Raw genomic sequence first — 15,250 nt, forward strand, 5'->3', positions numbered from 1 at the left:
CCGCCGGTCAGTAGCCCCGGCCGCACCCCCGCCCGCTCAGCCGGGTGGGGAGACCACGGAAGCGTTGCCACGCGGGGTCCACGGTCGTAAGACCTGGACCCCGTGTCCGCTCCCGACCCCCGCAAAGACCCTCGCTTCCGCCGCTACCGTGGTGCCGCGTATGGGCTCTACATCGCGCTCACCTCGCTGTTCTCGGTGTGGATCATCGTGAACGTGAGCCGCTCGGTGGCGGCCATGACGCCGGAGAAGCTGCCGCCCGCCACCGTGACGCTCGGCTTCCCGGAGTGTCTGGCCGGCGCCCGCGCGCTGTGGGACGAGCTGGAGCTGGGCCGCGAGAAGCTGGTGCGCGTGTCGCCCGCGCGCGACGTGGACCAGGAATGGATGCGCTTTCGCACCGAGTGGCTGACGCGGCTGCGTGAGCGCGAGTCCCAGTGTGATCTGCAGACGCGCGAGCGCGCCCCGCTGCGCACCGTGTACCGCCGGCTGGAGGCGGTGCTGGACCTCTACACCACGCACGCGGTGCAGTACGCGGACGAGGTGGGCGGCACGGTGGACTCGTTCCACGCGGCCTTCAAGGCGGCGAGCGCGAGCCCCTCGGCGAAGTCCTCGGCGCCCTGAGCGGCCTTCAGCGGATGGGCAGCAGCGCCGTGTAGCGGCCCAGCGTGTCCGTCACGGACTGGGCCAGCAGCACCGAGGTGGGACGGCCCTCCACGTTCACCACCCGGTAGAAGCGGATGGACGCGAAGGCCAGGCCCGGGGGCACACCCGGCTCGCGAGCGAAGGACAGCGCGCGTCCGCGCAGCGTGCGCCCGCGCTGGAGGGAGAAGGTGGACACCGCCTGCTCGACGCCGTCGCCGCCGGGCACCACGGAGACGAAGCGGGCGATGCGCGGCAGGTTCTCCCCGGGCACGGCGTCCAGCCGGTACAGCGCGGGGTCCAACCGCAGCGTGTATTCGCCGTTGCCGTCCGTGATCGTCTCCGTGGCCAGGTCGGGCGGCAGCCGTCGCCCCGAGACGGTGTCCACGGGCTCCACCACCAGGCGCACGCCGGCCGCGGGCGTCGTGTCATCCGGCAACCGCAGCAGGCCGCGCACCAGGCGTCGCTCGGCGCAGACCACGTCCGGCAGCACCGTGTCCGTGCGCGGCACCACCGCGTTGGTGATGGTGAGCCCGGAGGCGGCGCCGGGCGGCGGCACCACCACCAGCTCCAGGGGCGCCTCGGCGGGGCTGGGCAGTGAGCGCAGCTCGAAGCGGCCCTCCGGGTCCGTGGTGGCCAGGGGGCTCGCGAAGGTGCCGCCTCCGCTCACGCGCCCCTGGAGCGACACGGTGGCGGAGGCGACGGGGCGGCCATCCAGCGCCACCACGCGGCCCGTCACGCGCACCGGCGCGCCGAAGTCTCCCAGCTCCAGCTCCACCGGAGCCGTGAGGTCCACGGGGAAGGTCTGCTGGGGGATGAGCGCGTCGTCGTGCAGCGCCGTCACCCGGAGGAGCACGGTGCTGGCGCTGGCGGCCTCCGGGGCCAGCGCCAGCGAGAAGGCCCCGGTGGAGGCCGTCACCGGGATGCGCTGGGACAGCGGACGCAGCTGGGCGTCCAGGGCCTCCACCGCGAGCCCCGCGGGGACGGGGGCGCCATCATGGAGCGCCACCTGGCCCTGCACCCGCACGACGGCGTTGGCGGCGGGCAGCAGCCACTGCATCGCGAGTGTCTCGCCCGGGGACACGGTGCCGGTGTTCGTCACGGGCGGCACGTCCGGGTCCTCGGCCAGCAGCGTCACCGCGTACTGGCCGCTGGCGACGGGGAGCGTCCACTGCCCGTTGTCGGGCACGAGCAACGCCTGGTGGTAGCGGGCCACGCCCGGGATGAGGGCGCTGGTGCCGACGGCGCGCACGAAGAGCGGATCCGAATAGGGGCGGGTGGCGCTGCTCGACGGCGCGGGCGGCGTCACCGTGGCGCGCGTCACCAGGCCCCGCACGGACGCCTCGCCGAAGAGCTGCAGGTTCTGCTCGGCGCGCAGGCGCCCCACCGGGAAGTCCTGGGCGTACAGGCCCAGCGCCGGGTTGGGCGTCACCTCCACCACGATGTCCTGGCCCGGGTCTCCGCAGCCGTCGACGAAGCAGGTCTCGTTGGCGGAGCAGTCCGCGTCGGAGGTGCAGACGAGGAGCGAGTCCGCCGGGGGCTCGTCCAAGAGGGCGCAGCGGGTGTTGCCGGACAGCAGCACCAGCGCGGCCAGGAGCCGGGCGGGAGCGCGGGTCATCGGCAGTCTCCCTGCACCGTGTTCACCACCCAGGTGTAGCTGATGACGAAGCCCGGGTCGATGATGGTGCCGCCGTCGGGCAGGTTCACCACGCGCGACTCGGGCTGCCGGTCCGTCAGCTCCGCGTCGCTCACCAGGGCCTCCACCAGGTGCTGACCCGGCGCGCTCAGCTCCGAGTTCGCGGAGGCCAGGTTGATGCGCAGCGTGCCCCGGTCCGGCCGGCGCGCCTCGCCGTTGTTGGTGAGGGCGATCTCCCGGTAGGGCCCGCGCGGGTCCTGCGGGTTGTAGTCGATGAACCAGTGCACCTTGATGCGGTCATCGACGTCCGGGTCCTCCACGGCGACCTCGAACGTCAGCTCGCACCGCGTGGCGCCGAAGTCCCGGATGATGCGCTCCTCGGGCAGCACCAGCGACTCGATGATGCGCGGCGAGCGGTTCATGAACCGGGGCACGTCGTCGAGCAGGGTGTCGTCCTGGGGCAACAGACAGCCGACGAGCAGCAGGCCCAGGGCCGAGGCCAGGACACACATCGCCCGTCCCTGGCCGGGAGGCCTGTCCCTGGGGGCTCGCGCCGTCGTCGAATCCATCCGCGGTGTGTCGGGCGCCGCCGTCAGAGCAGCTCCTCGCCCTCCTCGGGGGGCAGCGGCCGGCCGGTCTTCTCCGCCTCCAGCTTCTCCAGGTGCCGGAAGATGGTGCGAGGGTCCACGCCCAGGTCCTTGGCCGTCTTGGTCCGGTTGCCGTTGTTCCGCGCCAGCACTTCGTTGATGTAACGCTTCTGGAACTCTTCCTTGGCCTGGAGCAGCGGCATGATGGGGTCCAGGTTCTCCGGCTTGAGGTCCAGGTCGTCCGGCCCCAGCAGCGGCTTGTCCGACAGCACGACGGCCTTCTTGATGCGGTTCTCCAGCTCCCGGATGTTGCCCGGCCAGCCGTACTTCTTCATGGCCACCGCGGCGGACGGGGTGAAGCCCTTGGCCCGGGAGCTGAACTCGCGCGAGTACTTCTGGAGGAAGAACCGGCCCAGCACCACCACGTCCTCGCCGCGCTCGCGCAGCGGGGGCAGCTTCAGCGTGACGACGTTGAGGCGGTAGTAGAGGTCCTCGCGGAAGGTGTTCCGCTTCACCTCGTCCTCGAGGATTTTATTGGTCGCGGCGACGACGCGGATGTCCACCGGCTCGCCCCGGTTGTCGCCGACCTTGTAGACGATCTTCTCCTGGAGCGCGCGCAGGAGCTTCACCTGGAGCTGCAGCGGCATCTCGCCAATCTCGTCCAGGAAGAGCGTGCCGCCGATGGCCGCCTGGAACTTGCCCGCCTTGGTGGCCACCGCGCCGGTGAAGGCGCCCTTCACGTGGCCGAACAGCTCGCTCTCCAGGAGGTTCTCCGGGATGGCGCCGCAGTTGATGGTGATGAACGGGCCCTTCAGGCGCGGCGAGCGGCGGTGGATCTCCCGGGCGATGAGCTCCTTGCCCGTGCCCGTCTCGCCGGTGATGAGCACGGAGATGTCCGTGGGCGCGATTTTGTCGATGCGCTTGTAGACGTCGCGCATGCCCTGACAGGCGCCCACGATGTCGCCGTAGCGCTGGTCCTCCAGCTTGCGGCGCAGCTCCGTGTTGTCCAGCTTGAGGTCGTTGACCAGCATCGCGTTCTGCAGGACGAGCGACGCCTGCGCCGCGAAGATGGTGAGCATGTCCGCGCTCTTGGGCTCGAACCGGTTCACCAGCCGGTCGTTGCCCACGTAGATGACGCCGAACAGGTCGCCCTTGTGCATCAGCGGCACGCACATGACCGAGTGCACGCGCAGGTTGACCACGGACTCGCTGGCCTTGAACTCGGGGGCGTCCACCGCGTCCGCGACGATGAGGGGCCGCTGCTCCTTGACCACCTTGGCGATGATGGAGTCGGACAGCTTCTCCACCGCGTCCTCGATGTTCTCGCGCGCCACGTTGCGCGCCACCTTCACGCGCGGGTCTCCGCTCTCCATCAGGATGAGGAAGCCCTTGTCGGCGCGCGTCACCTCGATGGCCTCGTCCATCAGGCTCTCGAGGATGCGCTCCACGTCGTAGAGCGCCAGCAGCCGCTCGCTGAAGGCGGTGAGCCGGCGCAGCATGGCCAGCTCGCGGCCGGGCACCCCGGGCAGCTCCGTGGTGTGCGAGTCCGACGTGTCCCTGGTCGCCGGCGCCTCGCGCTGCGCCGGGGCGAGCGTGGAGGGCGGGGGCGCGCGCGGGGCGTCCTCGCGGGAGAACTTCAGCTCCGTGTTGCCCACGCGCAGCACGTCGCCGGTGGCGAGCGCGTGGGTGTCGCGCTTCTTGCCGTTGACCTGCACGGTGGCGCCCAGGGTGCCCACCTCGTAGCGCGTGCCGTCGAAGGTGACGTGCAGGGCGCTGTCGGGGACACCGGGGTCGTCGAGCGCGATGTCGTTGTCCGCGCTGCGGCCGATGCTGGTGATGCGCTTGTGCAGGGCGATCTCGCGGACCTTGCCATCAGGACTGCGGACGGTGAGGCTGGCCATAGGGCTTCACATACCTGGAGGTTGAGGGGCTCAGAAGGTGAGGGACAGGGCGACGCCGCCGCCGCCGGAGGTGGGGTACACGCCCACGCGCGCGGTGGTGCGCGGCGGGGTGGCGCGGGGAGTCAGGACCTCGGAGCGCGGCGTGGTTCGCGCCGGAGGCTCGCGCGTCTCCACGGTGGTGCGCACCACCTGGTCCTCGTGGTGGTACAGCGCGTCCACCACGCCCAGGGCGTAGATGGTGTAGAAGCCCGCGGCCGAGGCCAGCTTGAGCAGCTGCCAGGTGTCTCGCTGGCGCTCGCGGCTGGTGGGGATGAAGCGGATGGTGATGGAGGCCTTGCCGTCGTCATCGAGCACGTTGTCCAGCTCGAGCGTGCGCTCCTCGAAGAGCGACTCGTAGGCGAAGTAGGAGATGACGCTCGTCACCGCGAGCACACCCTCGGTGGCGGCGAAGACGATGCCCAGGCTGTTGCGGCCCTGCTGGAACTGGCCCGCGCCGAAGGGGACGAAGTTGACCAGGAAGTTGCGCTTCTCCACGGTGCGCACGTTGACCTGGCTGGCCAGCTCCTCGGCGCGGCGGCGCAGCACCTCCGCCTCCACGCGCTCGCGCTCGCGGCGCTCGGTCTCCGCCTTCTCGCGCTCCTGGCGCAGCCGGCGCTCCTGACGCAGGAACTCCAGCTCGTTGGTCATGTCGTCCTTGATGCCCTCCAGGAAGGCCACCGCGGGGGGCGGGACGACGAACGGGTCCAGGCTGAAGTCGGGGTCCAACCGGAGCAGGGCGCGCAGGTGGCGCGAGGCCTCCTCCGTGCGGCCCAGGTTGAACGCGGCCAGGCCCGCCAGCTTGTGCAGCTCCACCAGCTCGTCCTCGCCCAGCCCGCCCCGGTCGATGCGCGCGCCGGCGCGGTCCAGGACCTCGGCGTACTTGCCGTACTCGAAGCTGGCGCGCAGGGCCGTGACCTCCGGGTCCCCGGTGTCCTCCTGCGCGAGCGAGGCGGCTGGCGTCCCTAGCACGAGCCAGAGCGAGATGAGCGCGAGCCCACGGTTCATTCGGGGGACAGGCTCCCGGCCACGAGCGTCGGCTCTCCCGGGCGCAGCTGCACGACGCGGCGCTCCGTCTTGTAGCCGGGGTGGGAGATCTCCACCGCGACGGTGTGGAGGAAGCCCGCGGGGCCGCGCGGCGCGCGAATCTCGAACGGGTGCTGGACGCTGTCGCGCGCGGTGCGCACCTGGTCGCCCACGCGCACGGTGGCCTCGGCGGGCGTGTACTCGAGCGAGAGCGGCGACGGCTTGGGCTGGGCCCCCAGGTGGAAGCGGTTCTCGCCGTCGGACTGGACCTCGATGTCCTCCTTCACGTCCAGGCAGTAGTCGCAGGAGATGGTGACGGTGTGGCGCCCCGGGGACAGCTCCACGTCGTGCTTCGACAGGGCCTGGGCGCTCGGCGCGCCGTCGCCCACGCGGATGACCCCGAAGGGCCGCACGAGGATGGTGGCGAAGACCTTCTTCGACCCCGGCTGCCGTCCGGCGACGCGCTCCTCACCAGGGCCTCCCGCCGCGCGCGCATCGTCCGCGGCGCGAGGTGCACCGCCCACCGCGCGCGGACCGCCCGTGCGCGGGGAGGGCCCGCCCGGGACCAGGGACAGCGCGTCGGCGCGGGGGCCCGGCGCCTCGGTGGGCGAGCTCTTCGACGCCATGCCGCGCGAGCCCTCGCTCCGGGGCGACGGCGTGCGTGTGCCTGGACCCTCGGGGGCTCGCGGCAGCGCGCCGGGGGCCACGCCGGTGTCCGTGGGCGCGGCGGGCCCAGCCCCGGTCGGGTCGGTGGAGGAGGGCGCCGTCGCCTCGGGGCCGCTCGGCTCGCGGCCTCCGGACGTCATGGACGGGGGCGTGGAGGGCGTGCTCGCCTCGGGCGGATGGAACGCGGCGTCGGCGGGCGCGTGGTACAGCTTGTAGCCGCCGAGGCTCACGGCCGTGAGGGACGCGAGCCCCACCGCGAGCCGGATGCCACGCCGTCGCCACTTCCGCGCGCGCTGCGCCCGCTGGATGCCCTTGAGCAGCCCCAGCGCCCGCGCGTTCTGCGCGTCCAGCGCCAGCACCTGGTTGAGGCAGCCGAGCGCGCGCGGCGTGCGCTTCTCCGCGAGCAGCCGCTCACCGCGCTCCAGCAGCGACGCGACGATGCGCTGGCGCGCGAGCTTCCGGTACGACGGCGGGTCGGCGAAGAACGACACCAGCTCCTCGCCCACGCGGGCGAAGCCCAGGCCCGCAAGGTAGTCCGCGAGCGCGTCGCGCAGCTTGCCAGCGTCCGGGTAACGCTGGTTCGGGTCCCTCTGGAGACAGCGGGCGCAGATGTCCGCCAGCTCATCCGACAGACACGGGACGCGGCGGCGCGGGTCCTCGTAGTCGCCGTCGAGGATGCGCTTGAGCGTGGCCGTGGTGTTGGGCGCGGAGAAGGGCAGCCGGCCCGTCATGGCCGCGTAGAACATGATGCCCACGCTGAAGACGTCCGCCTCGGGGCCGGCCTCCAGGCCCTCGATGATCTCGGGGGACATGTGCGCGGGCGAGCCCACGAGCGTGCCCGTCACCGTCATCCGCTCCTCGATGTCGAGCAGCCGCGCGATGCCGAAGTCCATGAGCTTGAGGATGCCGTCCTCGCGCACCATGACGTTCTCGGGCTTCAGGTCGCGATGGATGACGCCCGCCTCGTGCGCATGCGTGAGCGCCGCGGCCAGCTCGTGGATGACCATGGCCGCCAGCTCCGGCGGATCCATGGGCCCCTCGTCGAGCACCGCCTTGAGCGTCTGGCCGCGGATGTACTCGGTGACGATGAACGCGTCCTGCGCGTCCGCGGCGGAGAAGTCGAACACCTCCAGGATGTTGGGGTGGTGCAGCTTGGCCACCGCGCGGGCCTCGCGCGCGAGCCTCCGCCGCGACTCGTCCTTGCCCGCCAGGTGGGGGTGCAGCACCTTCACGGCCACTTCACGGTCCAGGGCGGTGTCGAGCCCCTTGTACACGACGCTCATGCCCCCCGAGCCGAGCTGCTCGAGGATGCGATAGCGACCGATATGGCGGCCGACGAGCGTCATGACGTGTGCGGCGAAAGTGCCTTCCCCCTCCCTCAGTCCCCGAAGCTGATGCCCATGCTCTTCGCGAAGCGCACCAGCTCGCCGGAAGGGTCCACCCGGCGCTCCTTGCGCGACTCGCTCAGCGGTACCGCGACAATCTCTCCGGCGCGCAGGGCCACCATGTGGTCCCACTGTCCATCGCGCACCAGGTCCAGCACCTTGCAACCATAGCGCGTGGCGAGCACGCGGTCCGCCGCGCTCGGGCTCCCGCCACGCTGCAGGTGGCCCAGCACGTTGACGCGAATCTCCGCGTCCAGGTGCTGCGCCAGGAGGTCCGCGCACACCTTGCCGGAGCCGCCCAGCCGCACCACGCCCCGTCCGGGCACGTCCTCGGCCTTGTCCAGCACGGCCAGCGTGCCGCCCACGGGGAAGGCGCCCTCGGAGATGGCGATGATGGAGAAGCTGCGGCGGCGCGTGGCCCTGCGGCGCAGCTTCTCCACGATGGACTCCACCCGGTAGGGAATCTCCGGGATGAGGATGACGTCCGCTCCGCCAGCAAGCCCGCTCTCGAGCGTGAGGAAGCCCGCGTGCCGGCCCATGATCTCCACCAGCATCACCCGGTCATGCGCCTCCGCCGTGGAGTGCAGCCGATCCAACGCCTCCGTCACGATGAGGCGCGCGGTGTCGAAGCCGAACGTCTGGTCCGTCCCGCTCAAGTCGTTGTCGATGGTCTTCGGACAGCCCACCACCTTGAGGCCCTTCTCACTGAGCCGGTGGCCGATGGACAGCGTGCCGTCGCCGCCCACCGCGATGACGCCGTCGAGCTTCAGCGCCTCGCAGCGGCGCAGCACGGCGTCGGACACATCGCGCTCCACCCAACGTTCACCCTCCCTGAAGGCGTAGATGAACGGGTTGGCGCGGTTGGACGTGCCCAGGATGGTGCCGCCCTTGGGGAGGATGCCGCGCGTGTCCTCCTCGGTGAGGGGACGCGTCAGGTCGGGCTCCACCAGGCCCATGTAGCCGTTCTCGATGCCGACGAACTCGTGGCCGAACTCGTGCGTCCCCCGCTTGACGAGGCCACGGATGAGCGCGTTGAGCCCGGGGCAGTCTCCGCCACCGGTGAGGACTCCGAGTCTCAGTGAACGGGCCATAGGGGTCGGACGCGGGTGTCAGAGGCAGGGGTGCCCACCATGACAGCGACGTCGGACCTGATGATAGGAGGCCCCCGCGCCGGGGTGCAACGCGCGAATCACCTCACGGATCGGATTTCCGAGTGGAAACGCGAGCTTCCATCAGTCCCGCTTGAGGCGGCGACGAGAGGCGACGCGGTCCAGCAGGGCCTGCAGGCGGGGCTGGGGCGCCTTGGGCAGCGCCTTGTCTGTCGGAGATTGTAGGGGCATCTCCTTCGCCATCCGGTAGACCTCGATCAGCCGCTCCTTGAAGAGCTCGTTGTCGGGGCGCTCCTGGACGGCGCGGCGGTAGGCGGCGGCTGCTCCCACGTAGTCCCCCAGGGCGAACAGGCGCTCACCCTCCTGGGCGGGTGAGGAGGGGCCGAGCGGGAGCTCCGGCTCCTCGGGCGGTCGGGAGGCCTCCAGCTTCTGGAGCTCCAGGGGTTGGAGGGACTCGCGGAGGTTGGCGAGCTTGTCGGCGAGCGCGCCGTCGTCCGGGAAGGCCAGGAGGAGCGCCTCATAGAGGTCGAGCGCCTCGACCAGCTCTCCACGGCGCAGCGCTCGGTCGGCGCGAGCCTCCATCTCCACCCGGGCTGCAGGATTCATCTCGGCGCGAGGTTACCCGTGCCCGACGGGGATGTCACAACGAAGGCGCGCCGGGCGCTGACTTCGCGGTGTGCCGGGCCGGCGGGCTCCGCGCCCGTGAAGCCGTGTCTTCTGGGTATCCATGGGTTCATGCGGCCCGGCACGCGAGTGGCCGCGTCCGGGGCACAGGGGACCTATGCTGCGCGGCGTGAGTCTCTCGTGGGTGGCAGGAGGGTGGTTGTTGTTGTCGGGCGCGCTCGGCACCGAGCTGCGTCGCGACGGCTACGTGCTGCGTCCGCCCGAGGGGTTCCACATGGTGCGGTGGGAGCCGTACACGGGCTCGGTGGCGGGGGCGGTGACGTTGGACGCGGAGACGCCGAGGGCCTTGTCCGCGGCGCTCGCGGATGGCGAGGGCCCGGAGGCGGCGACGATGTTGGTGTCGGTGGTGGAGCGCGGCTTCTCCGCGAGCCCCTCCGAGCGCGACGACTTCGCGTCGGCGGTGATGCAGCACTTCCAGCGGGAGCTGGGGGTGGTGTTGTCGCCGGAGCGGGTGGACCGGATTGGAGGCGATGCGCCGCGCGTGGAGGTGCTGGGGACGCTGCGGGACGCGGGGCAGACGCGCACGGTGCTGGTGGCGGGGCTCGCGTCGGAGGGGCGGCACGCGGTGGTGGTGGTGAGCGCGCCCGCGGTGCGCTGGGAGGTGCTGGCGCCGAGCGTCCGGGCCTCCCTGGAGACGTTCCGACTGGAGCCGACGACGACGCCCGGCGTGGTGCCCCGGCGCTTGCTGGGCGCGCTCGCGGGGGCGCTGGCCGGTGCGCTGGTGGCGTCCTACGCGGCGTGGCGCCGGGGGCGCGCGGGGCGGAGGGCCTCCGAGGCGTGACCGCCACGCGGCTCGCGCCCGGGTGAGTCCACTGGAGGGTGCCGCGAGCGGGCCGCTTCGGAGACGAGGCGAATCCACGCGTGCCTCGCGTGATGCCACCTCGTGAAGATCGCGCCAGAGCCCGAGGAGCCGGCTCCGGCGCGCATTGCGTCTCAGTGCTTCACGTCACTGCGCACCCGGCTCGGGCAAGAGCGGGGGCACGGCGGTGGGCTTGCGGTGCTCATCCAGCGCCACGAGCACGAAGCGCCCGCGCGTGCACAGCTCCCGCGCGCCCGTGAGCAGGTCCTCGGCGAACATCTCCACGTCCACGGTGACGGAGGTGCGGCCCGTCGCCGTCACACGGCTGACCAGCTCGACGAGCTGCCCCTGCTGCACGGGCATGTGGAAGTCCACGCGCTCGCTGGACGCGGTGACGACGGTGCGGCGCGTGTAGCGGCTGGCGGTGATGAACGCGGACATGTCCATCCACCTCAGGGCCTGACCTCCGAAGAGGGTGCCGTAGTGGTTGGTCTGATCCGGGAACACCATGTCCACCATCCGCGTCTCGGTGGCGGAGGAGGGGCGGGACGGCTGCATGTGACTCATGGACGGACTCCTGGCCCACGGGCCTCCCCGGACATGAAGACCTCCGAGGGCGGCGGTGGGCCGCGATGGATGGCCTGACCTTCCCGCGAAGGTCGGGGGCGAAGCGCCACCCGGGGCGCTGTCCGCGTCCCAGATGGGCTCGAGGCAGGTTTTCGGGCTCCGTGGGCCTTCCCACCACCCGCCCCTCATCGCGGCGCGTGCTGGCGTCCTAGGCGCCGTCCCTTCCCAGCCCTCGCCTGCCGAGGACCAGTGTGTTCGACGGCGTTCGTTCCCACTGACCGCTGCGGGGCAGCTCCGGATTCACACCGGATTCCCTTGCTAAACCTCGTGGACCCCCACGAGGCACCTCGGGCGGGGCGGACCCTACCCGCTGCCCGGCGCGCCGCCAACAGGGCAGGTGGGTCGACGAGCGCACCGGAGGCCTCATGCCCCCGCCACTCGGTACCCCCGCGCGCGCGGCGCTGGGATAGCGTGCGCGGCATCCATGTTCGTCTTCCTCCTCGTCGCCGTGCTGGGGCAGGCGCCGGCCGTCGCCCCATCGGAACCGGGCGCGCCCTCCGCCGTCCGAAGCCAACCCGACGTCGTGCCCGCTCCCGCGCCCGAGCCGCCTCCGGCCGTGCTGCCCCCGGCCACCCACGAGCTCTTCCAGCGCATCCAGAACCGCGTCGCCCAGGTGCGCATCATCGAGCGCCGCTCGGGCACGCGCTCGTCCATCGGCTCCGCCTTCTTCGTCTCGGGCGACGGGTACGCCATCACCAACTACCACGTGGTCTCCGACGTGGTGCTCCACCCGGAGGACTACACCGCGCAGCTCGTGCTGCGCACCGGCGGGGAGCCCGTGCCCGCGCGCCTGGTGGACGTGGACGTGGTGCACGACCTGGCCGTCATCCGCATGGACGAGCCGGTGAAGGACTTCTTCGTCCTGGAGGACCGCGAGCCGCCCCAGGGCGCGCGCCTGTTCGCCATGGGCAACCCCCATGACCTGGGCACCACCATCGTCGAGGGCACGTACAACGGCTTCATCCAGGACTCGCTCTACGAGCGCCTGCACTTCAGCGGCGCCATCAACCCGGGCATGAGCGGCGGCCCGACGCTGACGGGGCAGGGCACGGTGGTGGGCGTCAACGTGGCCACCATGGGCAACCAGCTGGGCTTCCTGGTGCCGGTGCACCGCGCGAGGACGCTGCTCGGCCGGGCGCTGAAGATGGCGCCGGACGCGACGCCCGCGCTGCTGGAGACGGTGCGCGCGCAGCTCATCGAGAACCAGCAGCGGCTCACCGAGCAGATGCTCGCGGCCTCGCTGCCGAAGCAGACCCTGGGCAGCTACCACGTCCCGGGGCGGTGGATTCCCTTCCTCAAGTGCTGGGGTGACACGCCGCACGACCCGGAGGTGCCGTACACCGTGACGAACTACCAGTGCTCGTCCGAGGAGGACATCTACCTGTCCTCGCGGCACCGCACCGGCGTGGTGGCCTTCCTGCATCAGCAGGCCTCCAGTCAGGAGCTGGGCGCGCTGCGCTTCTCCGCGCTCTACACCGCGCTGTTCTCGCAGGACCCCGACACGGTGGAGGCCTCGCGCGAGGACGTCACCAACTTCCGGTGCAAATCCGAGTTCGTGGACGTGGGCGGGCTGCCCGTGCGCGCGGCCATGTGCCTGCGCGCGTACAAGCGCTTCCCGGGGCTCTATGACCTGGTGCTACGCGCCGCCGCGCTCAACGCCAGCACCAGCGGGGTGGACACCAGCCTCACGCTGGGCGGCTTCACGGCGGACAACGCGCGCAAGCTGGCGCGCCGCTACCTGGAGGGGCTGTCGTGGACGAAGTGATCTTCCTGGAGGTGTTGGAGGGTGACTCCGTCCACACGCGTCACCGGCTGGAGCGCTTCCCGGCCACGGTGGGCCGCGCGTACTCGAACGACGTCATCCTGGATGACCCGAAGGTCTCCGCCGAGCACCTGCGCATCGACCGCCGCGAGGACGGCGCGCTCGTGCTGCGCGACGTCGGCAGCGACAACGGCACCTGGCGCGTGCAGCCCTGGACGCAGCTGGCGGAGCTGGAGCTGGCGCCCGACACCCGCGTGGCGGTGGGGGACACGGTGCTGCGCTTCCGGGCCCGCAACCACGCGGTGGCGCCCACGGTGGTGAGCACCGTGTCCGGCGAGCCCCGCGAGCGCGTGTTCGAGCACCCGCGCGCCTTCCCCGTGGCGATGCTGTCCCTGCTGCTGTTCAGCGCGCTGGCGTCCTACCTGGGTAACTACGCGCGCACGGACTGGGGCGAGCTCACGGTGGCCCTGGTGATGCCCCTGACGCTCACGCTCCTGTGGGCCGGAGGCTGGGCGGTGGCCAGCCGCATCTCCCGTCGCCACTTCCACTACCGCGCGCACGCGACCATCGGCGCGCTGGTGCTCCTGGGCGCCGTGGCGCTGCCGCTGCTGGTGGCCGCGCTGGGCTTCAGCCTGGGCCTGGGCGCGAGCCTCTCCTGGGTGTACCACGCGACGTTCCTGCTCCTCATGGGCTGGGGGCTCTTCTGGCACCTGCGTTATGTGGCGCGGTGGGAGCCGGCGCGGCTGGTGCGGGTGCTCGTCGTGGTGACGCTGGCCTTCGGCGCCGTGTCGCGGGCGAATGATTTGCTGGGCAACGAGCCCTTCAGCACGTCGCTGGACTTCTCCCGCACGCTGCTGCCGCCCGTCTTCCGGGTGGCCCGCGCCCAGCCCGTGGAGTCCTTCTTCGAGGACCTGGACGGGCTCCAGGAGCAGGTGGACGCGCTCGCCAAGGAGGAGTAGCGCTCGGCGACGTCCCGGGTGGGATGGTGGTGTCAGACCTGGAAGGTAGCCTGCGTCGCTCGGGGGGTTGAGCGACCAGGAGGTCCAGGTGCGAGTGAGCGTGGCGCCGGAGCTGTCGTCGTTCCGGGAGGTGGCGCGTGGGTTGTTGGTGCGCGGCATGCCTCCGGACCGGGTGGAGTTCGAACAGGGGCAGGAGGCGTGGACGCAGTGGGTGGACCCGCTCCTGTCCGGCGGTGGCGCCCGGTCGGTCCCGGCGCTGCCCGCGGACTTCCTGTCCCTGGCGGAGAAGGTGGTCTGTCACCGGGACGCGGAGCGCTTCGCGCTGCTGTACCGCGTGCTGTGGCGGCTGACGCACGGTGAGCGGCGCCTCCTGGAGAAGGACGCGGACCGGGACGTCCAGCGGCTGCGGCGCATGGAGCGCGCGGTGCGGCGGGACCTGCGGGAGCTGGTGATTCGCGTCCGGTTCCATCGCGCCGCCTCGGATGGAGAGGCGCGCCATGTCGCGTGGTACCGGCCGGAGCACCTCGTCGTCCGGCTGGCCGCGCCCTTCCTCGTGGGGCGCTTCCCCTCGCTCCACTGGAGCCTCTTCACGCCGGACGCCAGCGCGCATTGGGACCGGGCGCGGCTGTCCTTCGGCGCGGGGCACGCGTTCACGGAGCCCGGGCCCTCCCCGGCAACCGCCGTTTCACCGGACCCGGGTCCCTCGCGGCCGCGGGTGTTGCTGCTGGGGGACGTGCCCGGCACCCGGGAGGAGGGAGACGCGGCGTGCTTCGTGGGGCCCTCGGGTCGGCTGCTGGAACTGGTCCTCTCGCGCGCGGGGCTGCGGACCTCGGACCTGCGGGTGTCCCGGGCCCGCTGGCCGGGGCGTCGCTCGGGCGCGCTCAACTGGCCGGAGACCCGGGCCCTGCGGGAGGAGCTGGCCTCGGAGGCGGCGCGGGTGCGTCCCCGGCTGCTGCTCGCGTTGGGCGGCGCCGCGGGGCAGGTGCTGCTGGGACCGGGCTTCCGGCTGGACGTGGGGCGGGGGCGGCTGGTGCCCTCCGAATGGGCTCCCGGCGCGCTGGCCACCTTCGCGCCATGGGACGTGCTGCGTCGGCAGGACCCTCGCGAGCGCGCGGAGGCCCGCATCCACTTCGAGGCGGACGTGCGCGCCGCGGCGCAGTGGCTGAAGAGCCCGGAGGCCCTGGGCTCCTGAGCGGGCGCACGCGGGCGGCCTCGACAACGCGCGAAGCCGCCCTCCATATCGACAGGGCTCCTGGATGATTGCCTTCCGGAGGGCACTGCAGCCGGGCGCGTGAGCGCGGTGCTAGCCTCAATGCCGTTCACTTTAGGGACGGACGCGACGTAGGGGGCCGAGGGAGCGTGCTCGACGGACCGGGCGAGGGCGTTTCCGTGGGTAGCTGCTCATCTTGATTTTCACCGCACGCGGATACTGTCTTT

The 15,250-nt window shown here is 71.9% G+C and carries 13 protein-coding genes and 1 riboswitch; of the genes, 5 read left to right on the forward strand and 8 right to left on the reverse strand.

Translation table 11 applies throughout. From position 1 onward, the window contains the following. Nucleotides 1-102: 102 nt before the first annotated feature. Nucleotides 103-618: a hypothetical protein gene (locus tag FL311_RS31495; protein WP_194869435.1), complete on the forward strand. Its 516-nt coding sequence runs from the start codon at nt 103-105 to the stop codon at nt 616-618. A 7-nt stretch (nt 619-625) separates the two neighbouring features. Here the strand turns inward: FL311_RS31495 and FL311_RS31500 are convergent, their stop codons facing one another. The 7 genes from FL311_RS31500 to FL311_RS31530 form a co-directional block, all read right to left on the reverse strand. Further along, entirely contained in the window at nt 626-2,254 is a 1,629-nt protein-coding gene (locus FL311_RS31500) for a carboxypeptidase-like regulatory domain-containing protein (protein ID WP_194869436.1), read from the reverse strand. Next, nucleotides 2,251-2,784: a hypothetical protein gene (locus FL311_RS31505; RefSeq protein ID WP_141331004.1), complete on the reverse strand. Its 534-nt coding sequence runs from the start codon at nt 2,782-2,784 to the stop codon at nt 2,251-2,253. The genes FL311_RS31500 and FL311_RS31505 overlap by 4 nt, the downstream gene beginning before the upstream one ends. An 80-nt stretch (nt 2,785-2,864) precedes the next feature. Beyond that, nucleotides 2,865-4,760, reverse strand: a complete 1,896-nt coding sequence (locus FL311_RS31510) for a sigma 54-interacting transcriptional regulator (protein ID WP_141330990.1) — start codon at nt 4,758-4,760, stop codon at nt 2,865-2,867. Nucleotides 4,761-4,790: 30 nt separating this feature from the next. After that, the gene (locus tag FL311_RS31515; RefSeq protein WP_141330992.1) at nt 4,791-5,804 is read right to left on the reverse strand and encodes a tetratricopeptide repeat protein; all 1,014 of its coding nucleotides are present in this window, start codon (nt 5,802-5,804) and stop codon (nt 4,791-4,793) included. After that, on the reverse strand, nt 5,801-7,834 hold the full coding sequence (locus tag FL311_RS31520; RefSeq protein ID WP_141330994.1) for a serine/threonine-protein kinase: 2,034 nt from the start codon (nt 7,832-7,834) through the stop codon (nt 5,801-5,803). Before FL311_RS31520 ends, FL311_RS31515 begins: the two co-directional genes overlap by 4 nt. A gap of 32 nt (nt 7,835-7,866) precedes the next feature. After that, on the reverse strand, nt 7,867-8,964 hold the full coding sequence (locus FL311_RS31525; RefSeq protein WP_141330995.1) for a 6-phosphofructokinase: 1,098 nt from the start codon (nt 8,962-8,964) through the stop codon (nt 7,867-7,869). A gap of 141 nt (nt 8,965-9,105) precedes the next feature. Next, nucleotides 9,106-9,588, reverse strand: coding sequence for a hypothetical protein (locus FL311_RS31530; RefSeq protein WP_141330997.1), 483 nt, complete (start codon nt 9,586-9,588; stop codon nt 9,106-9,108). A 187-nt stretch (nt 9,589-9,775) separates the two neighbouring features. On the opposite strand from FL311_RS31530, the gene FL311_RS31535 reads away from it, so the two are divergent. Continuing rightward, nucleotides 9,776-10,447, forward strand: coding sequence for a hypothetical protein (locus FL311_RS31535; protein WP_141330999.1), 672 nt, complete (start codon nt 9,776-9,778; stop codon nt 10,445-10,447). A 165-nt stretch (nt 10,448-10,612) separates the two neighbouring features. Here the strand turns inward: FL311_RS31535 and FL311_RS31540 are convergent, their stop codons facing one another. Further along, on the reverse strand, nt 10,613-11,032 hold the full coding sequence (locus FL311_RS31540) for an acyl-CoA thioesterase (protein WP_228557203.1): 420 nt from the start codon (nt 11,030-11,032) through the stop codon (nt 10,613-10,615). A gap of 125 nt (nt 11,033-11,157) precedes the next feature. After that, nucleotides 11,158-11,397, reverse strand: a riboswitch (cobalamin riboswitch). 119 nt (nt 11,398-11,516) lie between these two features. Here FL311_RS31540 and FL311_RS31545 point away from each other — a divergent pair. From FL311_RS31545 to FL311_RS31555, 3 genes are all read left to right on the forward strand, one after another. Continuing rightward, nucleotides 11,517-12,857 carry a S1C family serine protease gene (locus tag FL311_RS31545; protein ID WP_141331000.1) on the forward strand — a complete coding sequence of 447 codons (1,341 nt, stop codon included), beginning with the start codon at nt 11,517-11,519 and terminating at the stop codon, nt 12,855-12,857. Continuing rightward, nucleotides 12,845-13,813: an FHA domain-containing protein gene (locus FL311_RS31550; RefSeq protein ID WP_141331002.1), complete on the forward strand. Its 969-nt coding sequence runs from the start codon at nt 12,845-12,847 to the stop codon at nt 13,811-13,813. The genes FL311_RS31545 and FL311_RS31550 overlap by 13 nt, the downstream gene beginning before the upstream one ends. A gap of 88 nt (nt 13,814-13,901) precedes the next feature. Continuing rightward, nucleotides 13,902-15,005: a DUF4130 domain-containing protein gene (locus FL311_RS31555; protein ID WP_228557204.1), complete on the forward strand. Its 1,104-nt coding sequence runs from the start codon at nt 13,902-13,904 to the stop codon at nt 15,003-15,005. The last annotated feature ends 245 nt before the right edge of the window (nt 15,006-15,250 follow it).

The sequence above is a fragment of the Myxococcus sp. AB025B genome (genome assembly GCF_006518215.1).
GTDB lineage: Bacteria > Myxococcota > Myxococcia > Myxococcales > Myxococcaceae > Myxococcus > Myxococcus fulvus.

Coding starts and splice junctions, on each gene's coding strand:
- FL311_RS31500 (WP_194869436.1), bottom strand. CDS start 2,254: ATGACCCGCGCTCCCGCCCGGCTCCTGGCCGCGCTGGTGCTGCTGTCC.
- FL311_RS31505 (WP_141331004.1), bottom strand. CDS start 2,784: ATGTGTGTCCTGGCCTCGGCCCTGGGCCTGCTGCTCGTCGGCTGTCTG.
- FL311_RS31510 (WP_141330990.1), bottom strand. CDS start 4,760: ATGGCCAGCCTCACCGTCCGCAGTCCTGATGGCAAGGTCCGCGAGATC.
- FL311_RS31515 (WP_141330992.1), bottom strand. CDS start 5,804: ATGAACCGTGGGCTCGCGCTCATCTCGCTCTGGCTCGTGCTAGGGACG.
- FL311_RS31520 (WP_141330994.1), bottom strand. CDS start 7,834: ATGACGCTCGTCGGCCGCCATATCGGTCGCTATCGCATCCTCGAGCAG.
- FL311_RS31525 (WP_141330995.1), bottom strand. CDS start 8,964: ATGGCCCGTTCACTGAGACTCGGAGTCCTCACCGGTGGCGGAGACTGC.
- FL311_RS31530 (WP_141330997.1), bottom strand. CDS start 9,588: ATGAATCCTGCAGCCCGGGTGGAGATGGAGGCTCGCGCCGACCGAGCG.
- FL311_RS31540 (WP_228557203.1), bottom strand. CDS start 11,032: ATGAGTCACATGCAGCCGTCCCGCCCCTCCTCCGCCACCGAGACGCGG.
- FL311_RS31545 (WP_141331000.1), top strand. CDS start 11,517: ATGTTCGTCTTCCTCCTCGTCGCCGTGCTGGGGCAGGCGCCGGCCGTC.